The sequence below is a fragment of the Paenibacillus sp. J22P165 genome (assembly GCF_059692015.1).
Map to the genome: position 1 here is coordinate 26628 of NZ_JCAUAP010000025.1, position 17830 is coordinate 44457.

General features: G+C 43.1%; 26 protein-coding genes. All 26 read left to right on the forward strand.

The window, feature by feature from the left end:
- Positions 1-55: 55 nt before the first annotated feature.
- Complete coding sequence (gene rpoC, locus AC58QM_RS34310; protein WP_497289188.1) at positions 56-3676, forward strand: DNA-directed RNA polymerase subunit beta'; 3621 nt, start codon at positions 56-58, stop codon at positions 3674-3676.
- Positions 3677-3857: 181 nt separating this feature from the next.
- Positions 3858-4109, forward strand: a complete 252-nt coding sequence (locus AC58QM_RS34315) for a ribosomal L7Ae/L30e/S12e/Gadd45 family protein (protein WP_310502671.1) — start codon at positions 3858-3860, stop codon at positions 4107-4109.
- A gap of 162 nt (positions 4110-4271) precedes the next feature.
- Complete coding sequence (gene rpsL / locus AC58QM_RS34320) at positions 4272-4691, forward strand: 30S ribosomal protein S12 (protein ID WP_028557500.1); 420 nt, start codon at positions 4272-4274, stop codon at positions 4689-4691.
- Between the two features lie 44 nt (positions 4692-4735).
- On the forward strand, positions 4736-5206 hold the full coding sequence (rpsG, locus tag AC58QM_RS34325; protein ID WP_028557499.1) for a 30S ribosomal protein S7: 471 nt from the start codon (positions 4736-4738) through the stop codon (positions 5204-5206).
- 39 nt (positions 5207-5245) lie between these two features.
- Positions 5246-7321 (forward strand): elongation factor G, encoded by a 2076-nt coding sequence (fusA, locus tag AC58QM_RS34330; RefSeq protein ID WP_497289189.1) that lies wholly within the window; start codon positions 5246-5248, stop codon positions 7319-7321.
- Positions 7322-7360: 39 nt separating this feature from the next.
- Positions 7361-8551 (forward strand): elongation factor Tu, encoded by a 1191-nt coding sequence (gene tuf / locus AC58QM_RS34335; protein WP_068661877.1) that lies wholly within the window; start codon positions 7361-7363, stop codon positions 8549-8551.
- A 411-nt stretch (positions 8552-8962) separates the two neighbouring features.
- Positions 8963-9271 (forward strand): 30S ribosomal protein S10, encoded by a 309-nt coding sequence (rpsJ, locus tag AC58QM_RS34340; protein WP_028557496.1) that lies wholly within the window; start codon positions 8963-8965, stop codon positions 9269-9271.
- Between the two features lie 43 nt (positions 9272-9314).
- Complete coding sequence (gene rplC, locus AC58QM_RS34345; protein ID WP_056618299.1) at positions 9315-9938, forward strand: 50S ribosomal protein L3; 624 nt, start codon at positions 9315-9317, stop codon at positions 9936-9938.
- A gap of 16 nt (positions 9939-9954) precedes the next feature.
- Complete coding sequence (rplD, locus tag AC58QM_RS34350) at positions 9955-10581, forward strand: 50S ribosomal protein L4 (RefSeq protein ID WP_028557494.1); 627 nt, start codon at positions 9955-9957, stop codon at positions 10579-10581.
- Positions 10578-10868: a 50S ribosomal protein L23 gene (gene rplW, locus AC58QM_RS34355; protein WP_056618288.1), complete on the forward strand. Its 291-nt coding sequence runs from the start codon at positions 10578-10580 to the stop codon at positions 10866-10868. Before rplD ends, rplW begins: the two co-directional genes overlap by 4 nt.
- Before the next feature lie 29 nt (positions 10869-10897).
- Positions 10898-11728, forward strand: a complete 831-nt coding sequence (gene rplB / locus AC58QM_RS34360) for a 50S ribosomal protein L2 (RefSeq protein ID WP_068661879.1) — start codon at positions 10898-10900, stop codon at positions 11726-11728.
- Positions 11729-11776: 48 nt separating this feature from the next.
- On the forward strand, positions 11777-12055 hold the full coding sequence (gene rpsS, locus AC58QM_RS34365; protein WP_068661880.1) for a 30S ribosomal protein S19: 279 nt from the start codon (positions 11777-11779) through the stop codon (positions 12053-12055).
- Between the two features lie 29 nt (positions 12056-12084).
- Complete coding sequence (rplV, locus tag AC58QM_RS34370; RefSeq protein ID WP_028557490.1) at positions 12085-12417, forward strand: 50S ribosomal protein L22; 333 nt, start codon at positions 12085-12087, stop codon at positions 12415-12417.
- Positions 12418-12430: 13 nt separating this feature from the next.
- A complete protein-coding gene (rpsC, locus tag AC58QM_RS34375) occupies positions 12431-13093 on the forward strand; it encodes a 30S ribosomal protein S3 (protein WP_028557489.1) in 663 nt (220 codons plus the stop codon).
- A gap of 3 nt (positions 13094-13096) precedes the next feature.
- The gene (gene rplP / locus AC58QM_RS34380) at positions 13097-13531 is read left to right on the forward strand and encodes a 50S ribosomal protein L16 (protein ID WP_028557488.1); all 435 of its coding nucleotides are present in this window, start codon (positions 13097-13099) and stop codon (positions 13529-13531) included.
- Positions 13521-13718 (forward strand): 50S ribosomal protein L29, encoded by a 198-nt coding sequence (rpmC, locus tag AC58QM_RS34385; RefSeq protein ID WP_028557487.1) that lies wholly within the window; start codon positions 13521-13523, stop codon positions 13716-13718. The genes rplP and rpmC overlap by 11 nt, the downstream gene beginning before the upstream one ends.
- Positions 13719-13745: 27 nt before the next feature.
- Entirely contained in the window at positions 13746-14009 is a 264-nt protein-coding gene (gene rpsQ / locus AC58QM_RS34390) for a 30S ribosomal protein S17 (protein WP_068661882.1), read from the forward strand.
- A 35-nt stretch (positions 14010-14044) separates the two neighbouring features.
- Positions 14045-14413, forward strand: coding sequence for a 50S ribosomal protein L14 (gene rplN / locus AC58QM_RS34395; protein ID WP_028557485.1), 369 nt, complete (start codon positions 14045-14047; stop codon positions 14411-14413).
- A 55-nt stretch (positions 14414-14468) separates the two neighbouring features.
- Positions 14469-14822, forward strand: coding sequence for a 50S ribosomal protein L24 (gene rplX, locus AC58QM_RS34400; protein ID WP_081787661.1), 354 nt, complete (start codon positions 14469-14471; stop codon positions 14820-14822).
- A 33-nt stretch (positions 14823-14855) separates the two neighbouring features.
- Positions 14856-15398 (forward strand): 50S ribosomal protein L5, encoded by a 543-nt coding sequence (gene rplE, locus AC58QM_RS34405; protein WP_056618284.1) that lies wholly within the window; start codon positions 14856-14858, stop codon positions 15396-15398.
- A 36-nt stretch (positions 15399-15434) separates the two neighbouring features.
- The gene (locus AC58QM_RS34410) at positions 15435-15620 is read left to right on the forward strand and encodes a type Z 30S ribosomal protein S14 (RefSeq protein ID WP_028557482.1); all 186 of its coding nucleotides are present in this window, start codon (positions 15435-15437) and stop codon (positions 15618-15620) included.
- Between the two features lie 33 nt (positions 15621-15653).
- On the forward strand, positions 15654-16052 hold the full coding sequence (gene rpsH / locus AC58QM_RS34415) for a 30S ribosomal protein S8 (RefSeq protein ID WP_028557481.1): 399 nt from the start codon (positions 15654-15656) through the stop codon (positions 16050-16052).
- Positions 16053-16081: 29 nt separating this feature from the next.
- Entirely contained in the window at positions 16082-16624 is a 543-nt protein-coding gene (gene rplF, locus AC58QM_RS34420) for a 50S ribosomal protein L6 (RefSeq protein WP_497289190.1), read from the forward strand.
- Positions 16625-16725: 101 nt separating this feature from the next.
- Positions 16726-17094 carry a 50S ribosomal protein L18 gene (gene rplR, locus AC58QM_RS34425; RefSeq protein ID WP_057313450.1) on the forward strand — a complete coding sequence of 123 codons (369 nt, stop codon included), beginning with the start codon at positions 16726-16728 and terminating at the stop codon, positions 17092-17094.
- A gap of 27 nt (positions 17095-17121) precedes the next feature.
- Positions 17122-17619, forward strand: coding sequence for a 30S ribosomal protein S5 (gene rpsE, locus AC58QM_RS34430; protein ID WP_056618277.1), 498 nt, complete (start codon positions 17122-17124; stop codon positions 17617-17619).
- A gap of 11 nt (positions 17620-17630) precedes the next feature.
- Complete coding sequence (gene rpmD, locus AC58QM_RS34435) at positions 17631-17819, forward strand: 50S ribosomal protein L30 (RefSeq protein ID WP_310502667.1); 189 nt, start codon at positions 17631-17633, stop codon at positions 17817-17819.
- The last annotated feature ends 11 nt before the right edge of the window (positions 17820-17830 follow it).

Here is a 17830-nt window from a genome sequence, read left to right on the forward strand (position 1 = left end):
AACGAGAACGATTCACTGTAAAGTGGGTTTAAATTTCTTAAAGGAGGGTTGCTCCTTGATGGACGTTAACAACTTCGAGTTTATGAAAATCGGCTTGGCATCACCCGATAAAATTCGCTCTTGGTCCCGTGGGGAAGTAAAGAAGCCGGAAACGATTAACTACAGAACCTTAAAACCTGAGAAAGAAGGTCTTTTCTGTGAAAAGATCTTCGGACCTACGAAAGATTGGGAATGTCATTGCGGTAAGTACAAACGCGTTCGTTATAAAGGCGTTGTTTGTGACCGTTGTGGCGTTGAAGTAACCCGTCAAAAAGTACGTCGTGAACGCATGGGGCACATTGAACTTGCTGCTCCTGTTTCACACATCTGGTACTTTAAAGGGATTCCTAGCCGTATGGGTCTTGCGCTGGATATGTCTCCAAGATCTTTGGAAGAGATTATCTACTTCGCATCCTACGTAGTAACGGATCCAGGTGATACACCTCTTGAGAAGAAACAACTCTTGTCTGAAAAAGAATACCGTAGCTATCGCGAGAAGTACGGATATGCTTTCCAAGCAGGCATGGGTGCAGAAGCTGTCAAAAAGCTTCTTATCGATATCGATATCGAGCGTGAAGTAGATACACTCAAAGAAGAACTCAAAACTGCACAAGGTCAACGTCGTAACCGTGCGATTAAGCGTTTGGAAGTTATGGAAGCATTCCGTAACTCCAAAAACTTGCCTGGTTGGATGGTATTGGATGTACTTCCAGTAATCCCGCCAGAGCTTCGCCCGATGGTACAGCTTGACGGTGGTCGTTTTGCGACATCTGATTTGAATGATCTCTATCGTCGTGTTATCAACCGTAACAACCGTCTAAAGAGATTGCTCGACCTAGGCGCACCGGATATCATTGTTCAAAATGAGAAACGGATGCTTCAAGAAGCGGTTGATGCATTGATCGATAACGGTCGTCGCGGCCGTCCAGTAACAGGTCCGGGTAACCGTCCTTTGAAATCCCTCAGCCATATGCTGAAAGGTAAACAAGGTCGTTTCCGTCAAAACTTACTAGGTAAACGTGTTGACTACTCTGGTCGTTCCGTTATCGTAGTAGGACCTAACCTGAAGATGTACCAATGTGGTCTTCCGAAGGAAATGGCGCTTGAATTGTTCAAGCCTTTCGTTATGAAAGAGCTTGTGAATAAAGGGTTGGCTCATAACATCAAGAGTGCGAAACGTAAGGTTGAGCGCGTAAGTCCTGATGTATGGGATGTTCTAGAAGAAGTTATTAAGGAGCACCCGGTTCTTCTGAACCGTGCACCTACGCTGCATAGATTGGGTATTCAAGCTTTTGAACCGATTTTGGTTGAAGGCCGCGCTATTAAACTTCACCCGCTTGTTTGTACAGCTTACAACGCTGACTTCGACGGTGACCAAATGGCCGTTCACGTACCATTGTCCTCTGAAGCACAAGCTGAAGCTCGCTTGCTTATGTTAGCATCGGGTAACATTTTGAATCCGAAAGACGGTAAGCCGGTTGTTACGCCTTCACAGGATATGGTTCTGGGAAGCTTCTATTTAACAACTGACAACAAATTTGCTAAAGGTGCTGGTTCTATCATTAGAACCGTTCATGAAGCAGTTTCTTCCTACCAATCGGGCAAAATGGCACTACACGCTCGTGTTGCGATCCCTGCTAGAGCATTGAACAAAACAAGTTTCACAGAGAAACAACAAAACGCTATGTTGATCACTACAATCGGTAAAATCATTATGAACGAAATCTATCCAGCTGATTTCCCGTTCATCAATGAGCCGACCAAAACGAACCTTTTGAATGGTATTCCAGATGCTCACTTCGTATTTGAAAAAGGTGCAGATCTAAGAGCTATCATGTTGGAACGTGATGAGAACAAAGCGGTAGGTAAAGAATATTTAGGTTCAATTATTGCCGAGTGTTTCCGTAAGTACCACACGACGCAAACATCGATGATTCTTGATAAAATTAAAGAGCTTGGATTCACGTATTCAACGAAAGCTGGTATTACTGTAGCCGTTTCTGACGTTGTCGTTCCTACTGAAAAAGTAGCCATTCTTAAAGAATGTGAAGAGAAAGTACGCGTAGTTACGAACCAATACCGTCGTGGTTTAATTACGGATGAAGAGCGTTACGACCGCGTTATTGCGATCTGGAGTAAAGCGAAGGATGAAATCACTGAGATTTTGATGAAATCCCTAGATAAATACAACTCTATTTCCATGATGGTTGAATCCAAGGCACGGGGTAACAAATCACAGATTACACAGCTTGGCGGTATGCGTGGTTTGATGGCGAATCCATCCGGTAAAATTATGGAGTTGCCGATTAAATCGAACTTCCGTGAAGGTCTGACAATTTTAGAATACTTTATTTCCACGCACGGAGCGCGTAAAGGTCTTGCCGATACAGCACTTCGTACAGCGGATTCCGGTTACTTGACTCGTCGTCTCGTTGACGTAGCACAAGATGTTATCGTTCGTGAAGATGATTGTGGAACTGATAAAGGCTTCATGGTTAGCAAAATTCAAGACGGTAAAGAGGTTATTGAGGATCTTTACGATCGTATTGAAGGGCGCTACGCTTATGAAACGCTTCGTCATCCACAAACAGGTGAAGTGATTGTACAACGTAACGAGCTTATTGAATCAGGTATTGCAGATCGTATTATTGAAGCAGGTATCGAAAAACTTCAAATTCGTTCTGTACTTAGCTGCCGCACCAATCATGGTGTTTGTAAGAAATGTTATGGTCGTAACTTGGCTACTGGTCAATTCGTTGAGGTTGGTGAGGCAGTTGGTATTATTGCCGCGCAATCCATTGGTGAGCCAGGAACACAGTTGACGATGCGTACGTTCCATACCGGTGGTGTTGCCGGAGACGATATCACACAAGGTTTGCCGCGTATTCAAGAGCTCTTTGAAGCACGTAATCCGAAGGGTCAAGCGATCATTTCCGAAATCGACGGTGTGGTTAAGGAAATTCGTGAAGCTAAGGATCGTCGTGAAATCGAAGTTCAAGGTGAAGCGGAATCCAAAGTGTATGCAGTTCCTTACGGATCTCGCGTACGTGTTTCGTTGAATCAGCAAGTTGAAGCTGGTGACGAGTTGACAGACGGATCTATCGATCCGAAAGAAATGCTTCGCATCAAAGGTATTCGCGGCGTTCAGAACTACATTCTTCAAGAAGTACAACGTGTATATCGTAACCAAGGGGTAGAAATTAACGATAAACATATTGAAGTTATGGTTCGTCAAATGCTACGTAAAATCCGCATCGTAGATGCTGGTGATACAACGCTTCTACCTGGTTCATTTGTTGATATTCACGAGTATGAAGCTGCGAATAAAGTTGCTTTGTTCGCTGGTAATGAGCCTGCAGTTGCTCGTCCAATCTTGCTCGGTATCACGAAAGCTTCTCTAGAAACAGACTCCTTCTTGTCTGCAGCTTCTTTCCAAGAGACTACACGTGTCTTGACTGACGCAGCAATTAAGGGGAAAGTCGACCAATTGTTAGGTTTGAAAGAGAATGTTATCATCGGAAAACTGATCCCTGCAGGAACAGGAATGCCGAGATACCGTAATATTCGAATCACAAACCCTAATGAGGTTGTTGTCCTAGATGAAGATTTGGAAAAAGAAACAGTTGCTGTAGAGTAATCGCATATACAAAGAGAGGTAGCCACTAGTTTATGGAGGTGGCTGCCTCTTTTTAATGGATGATAGCTAACTGTTTTTATAGAATAAGTCAAACTAACCCTTGACACTAGCTGATCAAAATGCTAATATATCGAAGTGTGCCTAAGTCGATATTCTTTCCTTTCTTTGAAGGGGGTGCCTAATGTCTTATGAAATAGTCAAACAGGCCAAGAATAGATGTGTAGGCACGAAGAAAGTTACAAAAACAGTCGAGCAAGGTAAGGCGATAGAAGTTTTTGTTTCTAAAGATGCAGATCCGCGATTGACGATAAATCTGGTAGCTCTCTGTACGCAGAAGGGTGTGCCTGTAACCTACGTAGATTCTATGAAGATGCTAGGTAAAGCATGTGGAATTGAAGTTGGAGCTGCGGTAGCAGCTGTTGTAAATGAATAAGTGCTAAAGACGTTTTTGTTGGTGGAACAAGCTAGCGTAAGTACTAGTGACTTTGACAGCTATCCATAACAAAGACTTTCTCTTTGCTCATTTATGACTCGCCTGGATCTGTGGGCTTGCAAGAAGCACATCATGTTATGAATGTAGGGAGGAGGTGGCGATATGCCAACAATTAACCAACTAGTACGTAAAGGTCGTCAAGCGAAGGTGGATAAGTCCAAATCACCAGCTTTGCAAAAAGGTTTTAACGCTTTGAAAAGAGAAGCAACGGATTTGAGTGCACCTCAAAAACGTGGTGTCTGCACGCGTGTAGGTACTATGACTCCTAAGAAGCCTAACTCCGCACTTCGTAAATACGCACGTGTTCGTTTAACGAACCGCGTAGAGGTGACAGCTTACATCCCAGGTATCGGTCACAACCTGCAAGAACACAGTGTTGTATTGATCCGTGGTGGTAGAATTAAAGATCTTCCAGGGGTACGTTATCACATCGTTCGTGGCGCGCTGGATACTTCCGGTGTTAACAACCGTAAGCAATCCCGTTCCAAATACGGTACTAAACGTCCGAAAGTTAAAAAATAAGAGATAATAATCAGGAATGATTCTTATAAGAAAGGGGGATAACTATGCCTCGTAAAGGTCCAGTTACTCGCAGAGACGTATTGCCAGATCCTATTTATAATAGCAAACTAGTTACTCGTCTTATCAATCGTATTATGGTTGATGGAAAAAGAGGGGTAGCACAAACGATTCTATACAACGCTTTTAACCTCGTGAAAGATCGTACAGGTAAAGAGCCGATGGAAGTGTTTGAAGCTGCTATCAAAAACATTATGCCAGTACTAGAAGTTAAAGCTCGCCGTGTTGGTGGAGCAAACTATCAAGTGCCTATCGAAGTTAGACCTGACCGTCGTTCGACATTAGGTTTGCGTTGGTTGGTTAACTATTCCCGTCTTCGCGGTGAGAAGACGATGGAAGAAAGATTGGCTTATGAGATTATCGATGCTAGCAATAGCACAGGTTCTTCTGTTAAGAAACGTGAAGATACACACAAAATGGCTGAAGCTAACAAAGCTTTCGCTCACTACCGTTGGTAGAATTCAAATATAATTAAGAGAAAGGAGACATAACGACCTATGGCTAGAGAGTTCTCCTTAAAGAACACACGTAATATCGGGATCATGGCTCATATTGATGCTGGTAAAACGACAACAACAGAGCGTATTTTGTACTACACTGGTAAAGTTCATAAAATCGGAGAAGTGCACGAAGGTGCAGCTACGATGGACTGGATGGAGCAGGAGCAAGAGCGCGGAATCACGATTACTTCCGCTGCTACAACTGCGCAATGGGAAGGTCACCGCATCAATATTATCGATACCCCGGGGCACGTTGACTTTACCGTTGAGGTAGAGCGTTCCCTTCGTGTGTTAGATGGAGCAGTTGGTGTATTTAGTGCGAAAGAGGGCGTTGAGCCTCAATCCGAAACAGTTTGGAGACAAGCTGATAAATACAATGTTCCACGTATTGCTTACGTAAACAAAATGGATATCATCGGTGCAGACTTCCTGCAAGTAGTTGAATCCATGCGTCAAAAACTTGGTGCAAATGCAGTAGCTATTCAACTTCCGATCGGTGCTGAGAATGATTTCAAAGGTATCATCGATTTAGTTGATCAAGTTGCTTATATGTACAAAGATGATCTTGGTAAGGATATCGAGAAAATCGAGATTCCTGCTGAGTTCGCTGATCAAGTTGCAGAACTTCGTTTGGAACTTATCGAGAAAGTTGCTGAGCTTGATGAAGAGCTTACAATGAAATACCTCGAGGGTGAAGAACTTACTGTTGATGAGATCAAAGCAGCTCTACGTAAAGGTGTCTGTGAAGTGAAAATCTTCCCAGTAATCGTAGGGTCTTCTTACAGAAACAAAGGTGTACAATTGATGTTGGATGCGGTTATTAACTACCTTCCATCACCACTTGATGTACCTGATATTAAAGGTGTACTTGACGATGGTACTGAAGTGATTCGTAAGTCTGCTGATGATCAACCGTTCTCAGCACTTGCATTTAAAATCATGACAGATCCTTTCGTTGGTCGTCTTACGTTCTTCCGTGTTTACTCTGGTACCTTGAACTCCGGTTCCTATGTCTCTAACGCGACAAAAGGAAAACGTGAGCGTGTTGGTCGTATTCTTCAAATGCATGCGAACTCACGTCAAGAGATCAGCATTGTTTACGCTGGTGATATTGCCGCGGCTGTTGGATTGAAAGATACAACAACTGGTGATACACTTTGTGATGAGAAAAGTCCAGTTATTCTTGAGAAAATGGTCTTCCCTGAACCGGTTATTCAGCTTGCTGTTGAACCGAAGACGAAAGCCGACCAAGATAAAATGGGTATCGCATTGCAAAAACTTGCTGAAGAAGATCCTACTTTCCGTGCTTCCACAGATGAAGAAACAGGACAAACGATCATCGCAGGTATGGGTGAGCTTCACCTAGAGATCCTCGTTGACCGTATGCTTCGTGAGTTCAAAGTCGAAACCAATGTTGGTAAACCACAAGTTGCTTACCGTGAAACATTCCGTGCGGCAGCTAAGGTTGAAGGTAAATTCGTTCGTCAATCCGGTGGTCGTGGTCAATACGGACATTGTTGGGTTGAGTTCGAACCGCAAGAAGCTGGCGTAGGTTTTGTCTTCGAAAACAAAGTTGTGGGCGGATCTATTCCTAGAGAATATATCGCACCTATTCAAGCTGGTATCGAAGAGTCCATGAAGAATGGTGTAATCGCAGGATTCCCTCTAGTGGATATCAAAGCTACAGTTGTTGATGGATCGTACCATGATGTTGACTCCAATGAAATGGCGTTCAAAATCGCGGGTTCCATGGCACTTAAAGCAGCGAAAGAAAAATGTAAACCGGTTCTTCTTGAGCCAATCATGAAGGTTGAAGTTACTGTACCAGAAGAGTACATGGGCGATGTTATGGGTGACCTTAACTCCCGTCGTGGACGTATTGAAGGTATGGATAGCCGTCATGGAGCACAAGTCATTCGTGCTAAAGTGCCATTGTCTGAAATGTTTGGATATTCCACTACACTTCGTTCAAGAACACAAGGCCGTGGCGTTTACTCTATGGAACTTTCACATTATGAAGAAGTACCTAAGTCAATTGCAGAAGAAATTATTGCAAAAGGCAAAGGCGCTTAATATAAAAATACTAGTCACTCTAAGGAGGAATCGTTTAAAATGGCAAAGGCTAAATTTGAACGTAACAAACCGCATGTTAACATCGGAACTATTGGTCACGTCGATCATGGTAAAACAACTTTGACAGCTGCTATCACAACAGTATTGTCCAAAAGATACGGTGGAGCTGCAGTAGCATTCGACCAAATCGATAAAGCACCAGAAGAGCGCGAGCGCGGTATCACAATCTCCACAGCTCACGTTGAGTATGAAACTCCTAACCGTCACTACGCACACGTAGATTGCCCAGGACATGCTGACTATGTTAAAAACATGATCACAGGTGCTGCTCAAATGGACGGCGCTATCCTAGTTGTATCCGCAGCTGATGGCCCTATGCCACAAACGCGTGAGCACATTCTTCTTTCCCGTCAAGTAGGCGTACCTTACATCGTGGTATTCCTTAACAAATGTGACATGGTTGAAGACGAAGAGTTGCTTGAATTGGTTGAGATGGAAGTTCGCGACCTTCTTAACGAATATGAGTTCCCAGGCGATGATACTCCAATCATCCGTGGAGCAGCTCGTGAAGCTCTTCAAAACCCAGATGGCGCATGGGCTGATAAAATTATCGAGTTGTTCGAACAAGTTGATACTTATATCCCAACTCCTGAGCGTCAAACTGACAAACCATTCCTTATGCCGGTTGAGGATGTATTCTCAATCACTGGTCGTGGTACAGTTGCTACTGGTCGTGTTGAGCGTGGAACTGTTAAAGTTCAAGAAGAAGTTGAAATCGTTGGTATCGCTGAAGAAACTCGCAAATGCGTAGTTACAGGCGTAGAGATGTTCCGTAAATTGCTTGACTCCGCTCAAGCAGGTGACAACATCGGTGCCCTTCTTCGTGGTGTTGATCGTAAAGACATCGAGCGTGGACAAGTACTTGCTAAGCCAGGTTCAGTTAAACCACACACGAACTTTACAGCTCAAATCTACGTTCTAACTAAAGAAGAGGGTGGCCGTCACAAGCCTTTCTTCACTGGTTACCGTCCACAGTTCTACTTCCGTACAACTGACGTTACTGGTATCATCAACCTTCCAGAAGGAACAGAGATGGTAATGCCAGGTGATAACATCACTGTTACTGTAGAACTAATCAACCCGATCGCAATCGAAGAAGGTACTCGCTTCGCGATTCGTGAAGGCGGACGTACTGTTGGTGCGGGCGCGGTTGCTACAATTCAAAAATAATCTCTCTTTGAGAGATCGAACATCCATCGATTTATCGATGGATGTTTTTTGTTTTGTAGGATTACCGCGGCTAATCTAATGCAGCTCAACTGCTAAGATCGATTGGAAACAGTATGCAGTGGCTTTAATAATAATCTTTTATTATAATGTAGAAACGGATTCAGAAAACGACAGCGGATTGTTACTTATATAGAAGAGAAAATCACGTGTAAATAAATATGTGTATATGCCTAAAATTTCACTTGCTTTTCGTTTTATAATTTTATATAATATTAAACGTTGGTCTGTGACGTTGCGATGATGCGAAAGGTTGCCGACACACCAGGCCCCTTTGCCATGGGGATGGCTGTTGGAGAATTTTCGCGGAGTATGTCCGATAATAAATTGGGCGATAGAAGGAGGGACTTTTAAATGGCAAAGCAAAAAATTCGTATCCGTTTGAAGGCGTATGATCACAGAATTATTGATCAATCAGCTGAGAAAATCGTGGAAACTGCCAAGCGTTCCGGTGCAGGTGTATCCGGTCCGATTCCGCTTCCGACAGAGAAGCAAATCATCACGATTCTTCGTGCGGTGCACAAGTACAAGGATTCGCGTGAGCAATTCGAGATGCGTACGCATAAGCGTCTAATCGATATTGTGAATCCAACACCACAAACAGTTGATGCTTTGATGCGTCTGGACTTACCGTCTGGCGTTGACATCGAGATCAAACTGTAAAACAACTATAGAGTTAACAATGGAAGGAAATGAGGTGTCAACGATGAAAGGTATCTTAGGAAAAAAACTTGGGATGACACAGTTGTTTACTCCGGAGGGTAATGTAGTTCCGGTAACTGTCATTCAAGCGGGACCATGTGTGGTACTGCAAAAGAAAGATGTGGATAACGATGGGTATGAGTCGATCCAAATCGGTTTTGATGATGTAAAAGCTAGCCGTATCATTAAACCAGAGCTTGGCCATGCGAAAAAAGCAGGGGCAACGCCTAAGCGCTACGTTAAAGAAATTCGTGGCATTCAGTTGGGTGACTATGAAGTAGGTCAAGAACTGAAAGCAGATCTGTTCGCAGAGGGCGAATTCGTTGATGTAACGGGTACTTCCAAAGGTAAAGGTTTCCAAGGTAACATTAAAAGACACAACCAATCCACAGGGCCAATGGCACACGGATCACGTTATCACCGCGGACCAGGTTCGATGGGTTCCATTCAAGCAAACCGCGTTCCTAAAGGTAAGAAATTGCCAGGACATATGGGTAACGAAACAGTAACACTTCAAAATCTTCAAATTATTAAAGTAGATGCTGAGCGTAATGTATTGCTAGTTAAAGGTTCCATTCCGGGTCCTAAAAACAGCTACGTTAGCGTGAAGTCTGCTGTGAAAAAGTAAGAAAGGAGGAAGACAGATGCCAAAAGTAGCTTTATATAATGTAACAGGTGCTCAGGTAGGAGAAGTTGAACTGTCTGATGTTGTTTTCGGAATTGAACCTCACGTTCATGCGATTCACGAAGCTGTTCTTTTACAACAAGCAGCTGTGCGTCAAGGGACTCACAAAACAAAAGGTCGTTCAGAAGTTCGCGGCGGTGGTCGCAAACCATGGAAACAAAAAGGTACAGGTCGTGCTCGTCAAGGTAGTATTCGTGCTCCACAGTGGAAAGGCGGCGGTACCGTATTCGGACCAACTCCTCGTAGCTATGGTTTCAAATTACCAAGAAAAGTTCGTCGCTTAGCGATCAAATCCGCTTTGTCCTCGAAACTTATCGATAACAACTTGATCGTTCTGGATCAACTACAAATGAATGCTCCGAAAACGAAAGAATTCGTTGCAATTCTGAACAACCTGAAAGTAGATACAAAAGTACTAGTTGTAGGCGTTCCTAACGACTCCAATGTAGCTTTGTCTGCTCGTAATATCCCAGGTGTGAAATTTGTTGCTGCTGATGGAGTTAACGTTCTTGATGTCATGCTTTATGACAAATTGATCTTAACGCAAGAAGCTGTACAGAAAGTTGAGGAGGTGCTTGCACAATGAAAAATCCACGCGACATTATCAAGCGCCCGATCATCACTGAGCGTACAAGCGACCTAATGGCTAACAAAAAGTATGTTTTCGAAGTGGATCTTCGCGCTAACAAAACAGAAATTAAACAAGCTATCGAAGCTATTTTCAAAGTGAAAGTTACAAATGTAAACACACTCAGAATGCCAGCTAAGCCTAAACGCTATGGCAAACACTCTGGTTATACTTCCATCTGGAAGAAAGCTATCGTGTCCCTAAGCGCAGAGAGCAAAGAATTGGAATTCTTTGAAACAGTATAATCCATTTCTCAAAGTAAGGAGGAAACAGAGTGCCAATTAAAAAATACAAACCAACCTCACCAGCTCGTCGTGCGATGTCGGTTTCTACTTTTGAAGAAATCACAACATCAACACCCGAGAAATCATTGCTTGCACCTTTGTTCAAGCATGCTGGTCGTAATAACCAAGGTAAAATTACGGTTCGTCACCATGGTGGTGGACACAAACGTAAATACCGTATTATCGATTTCAAACGTACTAAAGATGGAATACCAGGACGCGTTGCTACAGTTGAGTACGATCCTAACCGTTCCGCGAACATCGCATTGATTCATTATGCTGATGGCGAAAAAACATACATCATCGCTCCTAAAGGTCTTAAAGTGGATGATCGTATCGTTTCTGGACCACAAGCTGATATCAAAGTAGGTAACGCACTTCCATTGGAAAACATTCCAGTTGGTACAGTTATCCACAACATTGAGTTGAAACCTGGTAAAGGTGCACAGTTAGTGCGCGCTGCTGGTACAGAAGCTCAATTGCTTGGTAAAGAAGAATCATACGTAACAATTCGCCTTTCATCTGGTGAAGTTCGTAAAGTTCTAAAAGTTTGCCGTGCAACAATCGGTTCTGTTGGTAACGAAGATCACGAACTAGTGAAAATCGGTAAAGCAGGACGTAATCGTTGGAAAGGCAATCGTCCACAAGTTCGTGGGGTTGTTATGAACCCGAATGATCACCCACACGGTGGTGGTGAAGGACGCGCGCCAATCGGACGTAAATCACCTATGTCTCCATGGGGTAAACCGACGCTTGGTTTCAAAACTCGTAAAAAAGGTAAAGCATCCGATAAATACATTGTACGTCGTCGTACGAAGTAATCTAGGATATATGAATTCTCTTGAGGTTCAAGGAAGGGAGGAACACCCATGGGTCGCAGCTTAAAGAAGGGTCCTTTTATTGATGGACACTTACTGAAAAAAGTAGAAGACTTAAATACTGCGGAAAAGAAAGTTGTTGTTAAAACGTGGTCCCGTCGTTCTACAATTTACCCGCAATTCGTTGGTCACACTTTCGGAGTTTATGACGGAAGAAAACACGTGCCTGTATACGTAACGGAAGATATGGTTGGGCATAAGCTTGGTGAATTTGCTCCAACACGTACGTACAAAGGTCACGATGACGATAAGAAAACCGGAAAACGTTAATTCATTTTTAACCGAGAGGAGGTACTACCATGCAAGCTAAAGCAATATTGAACCACGCTCGGATTGCTCCTCGTAAAGCAAAGCTAGTTGTTGACTTGATTCGGGGAAAAGCGGTAGGTGAAGCGATCGCAATTTTGCGTCATACACCGAAGGCAGCTTCTCCAATTTTGGAGAAACTATTGAATTCCGCAATTGCCAATGCAGAGCATAACTATTCACTTGATCCAAACAAACTTGTTGTTTCCGAGACTTTCGTAAATCAAGGGCCAACAATGAAAAGATTCCAACAACGTGCAATGGGCCGCGCTAGCGCGATCAAAAAACGTACCAGCCACATCACAATCGTGGTATCTGAAAAATAAGGAGGGGTAACGTGTGGGTCAGAAAGTACACCCGATAGGTTTTAGAATTGGTGTCATTCGTGATTGGGAGTCCAAATGGTTTGCAGAAAAAGATTTCGGAACTCTGCTGCTTGAAGACGTCAAAATCCGCGAATACTTAAAGAATAAACTTAAAGATTCTGCAGTTTCCCATATCGATATCGAGCGCGCGGCTAACCGTGTTAACGTAACGATTCATACTGCTAAACCAGGAATGGTTATTGGTAAAGGCGGAGCTGAAGTTGAAGTTATTCGTAACTACATCGCAGCTATGTCGAACAAAAAAGTTCATATCAACATTTCTGAAATCAAACACCCAGATCTTGACGCTATCCTAGTAGCTGAAGCTGTTGCACTTCAATTGGAACGTCGTGTTTCATTCCGTCGTGCTATGAAGCAAGCTATGCAAAGAACGATGAGATCCGGAGCAAAAGGTATCAAAGTTGCAACTAGCGGACGTCTTGGCGGTGCTGAGATTGCTCGTACGGAAGGATATAGCGAAGGAACTGTTCCACTTCATACACTTCGTGCGGATATTGACTATGGTACGGCTGAAGCAGCCACTACTTATGGACGTATTGGTGTAAAAGTATGGATTTATCGTGGAGAAGTGCTTCCGACAGCTAAGAAAAAGGCTCAGCCGGAAGGAGGAAATTAAATCATGTTAGTACCTAAACGTGTAAAACACCGTAAAGAACACCGCGGTAACATGAAAGGTCGCGCTAAAGGCGGAACGGAAGTTGCTTTTGGCGAATATGGTCTGCAAGCAGTTGAACCGGCTTGGGTTTCCAACCGTCAAATCGAAGCAGCTCGTATTGCCATGACACGTTACATCAAACGTGGCGGTAAAGTATGGATTAAAATTTTCCCAGCAAAACCAGTTACACAAAAGCCGCTTGAAGTTCGTATGGGTAGCGGTAAAGGTAGCGTGGAAAAATGGGTTGCTGTAGTAAAACCGGGCAAAATTTTGTTTGAACTAGCAGGTGTAAGCGAAGAGGTTGCTCGTGAAGCAATGCGTCTTGCTGCTCACAAGCTTCCAATCAAAACGAAGTTCGTGAAAAGAGAAGAAGTAGGCGGTGAAGCAAATGAAGGGTAGTGAATTCCGGAACTTAACCACTGCTGAAATCGAGCAAAAAGTTAATGGTTTTAAAGAAGAACTCTTTAACCTCCGTTTTCAACTAGCTACTGGTCAATTGGACAACCCGACTCAAATTCGTGATTTGCGTAAAGAGATCGCTCGTGCCAAGACTATTTTGCGTGAAAGAGAACTGGGTATTGGGTAACCAAATCTAGAAGGGAGTGTTCCTTAGATGGCTGAACGTAACGATCGTAAAGTTCTGATCGGTAAAGTTGTCAGCGATAAAATGGATAAAACCATTGTTGTTGCTGTTGAAACTTACAAAAAACATGAACTCTATCACAAGAGAATTAAACATACGAAAAAATTTAAAGCACATGATGAAAACAACCAAGCTAAGATTGGTGACACTGTGAAAATCAGTGAAACTAGACCTTTGTCCAAAGATAAAAGCTGGAGATTGGTTGAAATTCTTGAAGTTGCAGTTGTTATCTAATATTCTAGATATGAACCCCGAAAGGAGGGAATACGATGATTCAACCATTTACTCGTTTGGCTGTCGCTGACAACTCAGGTGCGAAACAATTAATGTGTATCCGCGTTTTGGGTGGTACTGGTCGTCGCGTTGGTCACATTGGTGATTTGATCGTATGTTCAGTAAAAGAAGCAACACCAGGTGGCGTTGTCAAAAAAGGTGACGTTGTTAAAGCAGTTATCGTTCGTACGAAGAGCGGAGCTCGCCGTAAAGACGGTTCATATATCTCATTTGATGAGAATGCAGCTGTTATCGTGAAAGAAGATAAGAGCCCACGTGGTACTCGTATCTTCGGACCAGTTGCTCGCGAACTTCGCGATAGAGACTTCATGAAGATCGTATCCTTGGCTCCAGAAGTTATCTAAGACGTGTTACGATGTTGTTTTCCGAACCGGAGAACCCCAGGAGGTGTAGAAGCTAATGCCAAGACTTAAAAAGAGACTTGAGTCTCATAACAATAAATTGCACGTGAAAAAAGACGATACTGTTTTCGTTATCACTGGCAAAGACAAAGGTAAGAAAGGCCGCGTTATCGCTGCTTACCCACGTCAAAATCGTGTTCTTGTTGAAGGTGTAAACATGGTTAAGAAACATGCGAAACCATCCCAACTTAACCCACAAGGCGGTATCTTGAATCAAGAAGCTGCGATCCACGTTTCTAACGTGATGCTGATTGATCCTAAGAGCGGCAAACCTACTCGCGTAGGATACAAAGTATTGGATAACGGAACGAAAGTTCGTATCGCGAAAAAATCCGGCGAAGTTATCGACTAATACACACATGTATGGAAAGGAGGAAACTAGATCATGGCAGTAAGATTGAAAGATCGTTACTTGAACGAAATTACACCAGCATTAATTCAAAAGTTCAACTACACAACAGTTATGCAAGTGCCTAAAATCGAGAAAGTTGTAATCAACATGGGTGTTGGTGAAGCTGTTTCGAACTCCAAAGTACTTGATACTGCAGTTGAAGATCTTCAAAAAATCTCTGGTCAAAAGCCAGTTGTAACAAAATCCAAAAAAGCGATTGCGGGTTTTAAACTTCGTGAAAACATGCCAATCGGTGCGAAAGTAACTCTTCGTGGCGAGCGTATGTACCACTTCTTGGATAAATTGTTTAACGTATCACTTCCACGTGTACGTGACTTCCGCGGTATTTCCAACAAAGCATTTGATGGTCGCGGTAACTACACACTTGGTTTGAAAGAACAACTCATTTTCCCTGAAATTGAGTATGATAAAATCGATAAAGTTCGTGGTATGGATATTGTTATCGTAACGACGGCTAAGTCCGACGAGGAAGCTCGCGAGCTTTTAACACAACTCGGAGCGCCTTTCGTAAAATAGGTTACCAGTTGTACCTATCAGGAGGTGTTATATTAAGTGGCAAAAACTTCGATGAAAGTCAAACAGCAACGTACCCCGAAGTTTAAAGTGCAAGCATACACACGTTGTGAGCGCTGCGGACGTCCGCATTCAGTGCTTCGCAAGTTCAAAATTTGTCGGATTTGTTTCCGCGAATTAGCACACTTGGGTCAGATTCCAGGCGTGAAAAAAGCAAGCTGGTAATCACCCTATTTTCGGGAAGGAGGTTTACACAAAATGGTCATGTCAGATCCAATTGCAGATATGCTAACACGCATTCGTAATGCGAATATCGTACGTCATGAGACAGTTGAAATCCCAGCTTCAAAAGTGAAGAGGGAAATCGCTGAAATCCTTAAAAAAGAAGGATTTATCCGTGATGCTGAGTACGTTCAAGATAGCAAACAAGGTATCATTCGTTTGTTCCTGAAATATGGTTCAAACAATGAGCGTGTTATCTCTGGTTTGAAAAGAATTTCGAAACCAGGTCTACGCGTTTACACTAAATCACAAGAAGTCCCTCGTGTTCTAGGCGGATTAGGGATTGCCATCATCTCCACGTCTCAAGGAGTTATGACGGATAAAGATGCTCGTCAATCCAAAGCTGGCGGAGAGGTTATCTGCTACGTTTGGTAATACAATTGTAATTGAATGGAGGTGCAAACATGTCTCGTATTGGTCGTAAGCCAATCACCATTCCAAGTGGTGTAAATGTAACACTAGACAATACTCAAATCACGATTAGCGGACCTAAAGGTTCCCTATCCCGTGTACTTCATACTGATATGAAAGTTAGCGTTCTAGAAAACGAGATTTCCGTTGAGCGTCCTTCCGATAACAAACTCCACCGTTCCCTGCATGGTACAACACGTAGTGTTGTTGCCAACATGGTAAGTGGTGTTACGGAAGGGTTCACGAAATCGTTGGATCTAGTTGGCGTTGGTTACCGTGCAAACAAAAGCGGTGACAAATTAGTTCTTAACGTTGGGTACTCCCATCCAGTTGAGATCAACCCTGAGAACGGCATTGAGTTCGATGTTCCTTCGAACACGAAAATCATCGTTAAAGGTATTGATAAAGAACTAGTTGGCGCAATGGCAGCGAAAGTTCGTTCCGTACGTGAACCAGAGCCGTATAAAGGTAAAGGTATCAAGTATGAAGGCGAACGCATTCTTCGTAAAGAAGGTAAAGCTGGTAAGAAGAAATAAGATCGAAAGATCGCGGGTAATAGCTAAGAGTTTTCTGATGAAAACTTGCTACGTAAGCATAAGCCTCGCATCATAAGATGATGAAAGGAGTGTAAGTATAGATGATTACTAAAAGCGATAAAAATAAAGCTCGTCTGAAAAGACACCTTCGTGTTCGTAAGAAAATTGAAGGTACAACTCTTCGCCCACGTTTGAACATCTTCCGTTCTTCCAAACATATGTATGCTCAACTTATCGATGATACAACTGGTGCAACTATCGTTGCAGCATCAACACAAGATAAAGAGCTTAAAAGTGAAGTAGGTAACGGTGGAAACGTTGAAGCTGCTCGTAAAGTTGGCGCATTGATTGCAGCACGTGCGAAAGAAAAAGGTGTAGTACAAGTGGTTTTTGACCGCGGTGGATACCTTTATCATGGACGTGTTCAAGCATTGGCTGATGCAGCTCGTGAAGCTGGACTTGAATTCTAGAAATACATTAATAAGGAGGTAAAAGACTTGCGTGTAGATCCTAATACTTTAGAGCTAACAGAAAAAGTCGTAAATATTAATCGCGTAGCTAAAGTAGTAAAAGGCGGACGTCGTTTCAGCTTCAGCGCACTTGTTGTCGTTGGCGATGGCAATGGCTGGGTTGGTGCAGGAATCGGTAAAGCTTCCGAAGTTCCAGATGCAATCCGTAAAGGCATTGAAGATGCGAAAAAGAACTTGATTCATGTTCCTATCGTAGGCACTTCGATTCCTCACCTTGTTACTGGTAAATTTGGCGCAGGACGCGTTCTATTGAAACCAGCATCCCAAGGTACAGGAGTTATCGCAGGCGGACCAGTTCGTGCAGTACTTGAACTTGCTGGTGTAGGCGATATCTTGACAAAATCCCTGGGTTCATCGAACTCCATGAACATGGTTAACGCAACGCTTGAAGGCTTGAGCCGCTTGAAAAAAGCGGAAGAAGTTGCAAAGCTTCGCGGTAAAACTGTTCAAGAGCTATTAGGTTAGGAGGGGTAAACATGGCTAAACAATTACAGGTTACCCTAAAACGCAGCTTGATCGGCCGTCCTGAAACGCAACGCATTACAGTGAAAACTCTTGGTCTTCGTAAGTTGAACCAAACTGTTCTTCACCAAGACAATGCAGCAATCAGAGGTATGGTTAATCAAGTGAGCCATTTGGTAGAAGTTAAAGAAATCGAAGCATAGAAATACGAATT

Coding starts and splice junctions, on each gene's coding strand:
- rplC (WP_056618299.1), top strand. CDS start 9,315: ATGAAAGGTATCTTAGGAAAAAAACTTGGGATGACACAGTTGTTTACT.
- rplV (WP_028557490.1), top strand. CDS start 12,085: ATGCAAGCTAAAGCAATATTGAACCACGCTCGGATTGCTCCTCGTAAA.
- rplN (WP_028557485.1), top strand. CDS start 14,045: ATGATTCAACCATTTACTCGTTTGGCTGTCGCTGACAACTCAGGTGCG.
- rplR (WP_057313450.1), top strand. CDS start 16,726: ATGATTACTAAAAGCGATAAAAATAAAGCTCGTCTGAAAAGACACCTT.
- AC58QM_RS34315 (WP_310502671.1), top strand. CDS start 3,858: ATGTCTTATGAAATAGTCAAACAGGCCAAGAATAGATGTGTAGGCACG.
- rpsL (WP_028557500.1), top strand. CDS start 4,272: ATGCCAACAATTAACCAACTAGTACGTAAAGGTCGTCAAGCGAAGGTG.
- fusA (WP_497289189.1), top strand. CDS start 5,246: ATGGCTAGAGAGTTCTCCTTAAAGAACACACGTAATATCGGGATCATG.
- rpsS (WP_068661880.1), top strand. CDS start 11,777: ATGGGTCGCAGCTTAAAGAAGGGTCCTTTTATTGATGGACACTTACTG.
- rpmD (WP_310502667.1), top strand. CDS start 17,631: ATGGCTAAACAATTACAGGTTACCCTAAAACGCAGCTTGATCGGCCGT.
- rpmC (WP_028557487.1), top strand. CDS start 13,521: ATGAAGGGTAGTGAATTCCGGAACTTAACCACTGCTGAAATCGAGCAA.
- rpsJ (WP_028557496.1), top strand. CDS start 8,963: ATGGCAAAGCAAAAAATTCGTATCCGTTTGAAGGCGTATGATCACAGA.
- rplX (WP_081787661.1), top strand. CDS start 14,469: ATGCCAAGACTTAAAAAGAGACTTGAGTCTCATAACAATAAATTGCAC.
- tuf (WP_068661877.1), top strand. CDS start 7,361: ATGGCAAAGGCTAAATTTGAACGTAACAAACCGCATGTTAACATCGGA.
- rpsH (WP_028557481.1), top strand. CDS start 15,654: ATGGTCATGTCAGATCCAATTGCAGATATGCTAACACGCATTCGTAAT.
- rpsQ (WP_068661882.1), top strand. CDS start 13,746: ATGGCTGAACGTAACGATCGTAAAGTTCTGATCGGTAAAGTTGTCAGC.
- rplE (WP_056618284.1), top strand. CDS start 14,856: ATGGCAGTAAGATTGAAAGATCGTTACTTGAACGAAATTACACCAGCA.
- rplP (WP_028557488.1), top strand. CDS start 13,097: ATGTTAGTACCTAAACGTGTAAAACACCGTAAAGAACACCGCGGTAAC.
- rplD (WP_028557494.1), top strand. CDS start 9,955: ATGCCAAAAGTAGCTTTATATAATGTAACAGGTGCTCAGGTAGGAGAA.
- rpsG (WP_028557499.1), top strand. CDS start 4,736: ATGCCTCGTAAAGGTCCAGTTACTCGCAGAGACGTATTGCCAGATCCT.
- rplW (WP_056618288.1), top strand. CDS start 10,578: ATGAAAAATCCACGCGACATTATCAAGCGCCCGATCATCACTGAGCGT.
- rplF (WP_497289190.1), top strand. CDS start 16,082: ATGTCTCGTATTGGTCGTAAGCCAATCACCATTCCAAGTGGTGTAAAT.